General features: G+C 59.2%; 1 protein-coding gene. It reads right to left on the bottom strand.

Going from position 1 to position 265, the window contains the following annotated elements:
* A partial coding sequence (locus tag SB719_RS20635; protein ID WP_412159811.1) for a YbaY family lipoprotein occupies nucleotides 1-144 on the bottom strand: 144 nt, incomplete at its 3' end.
* Nucleotides 145-265: the final 121 nt, after the last annotated feature.

Here is a 265-nt window from a genome sequence, read left to right as displayed (position 1 = left end):
CGACACATCCTGCAGTTCCACGCTCAGGGTGGCGGCAGGCGGCAGGGCAATGCGCTGCAGGTAGAAGACTTCACCGTCCAGGCTGGCCTGGCTGTGTGGGGTTTGGCTGGAACAGGCTGCAAGCAGGGATGCGCAACACAGCATAAAGAGCTTTTTCATGGAATCTCCGGTGTCCTTGGAGCTGGCTTGTGGCCAACCCCAGGGACTTTAGCGGATTTTCCCGACCGATGAACCGTTAGAGTGCCGAAGTTTCCAGCCCGTCGTC

It is taken from the genome of Pantoea sp. SIMBA_079 (assembly GCF_046940275.1).
Classification (GTDB): domain Bacteria; phylum Pseudomonadota; class Gammaproteobacteria; order Enterobacterales; family Enterobacteriaceae; genus Pantoea; species Pantoea borealis.
The sequence above is the reverse complement of the archived record's forward strand: the minus strand, read 5'-3'. Positions and strand labels throughout refer to the sequence as shown.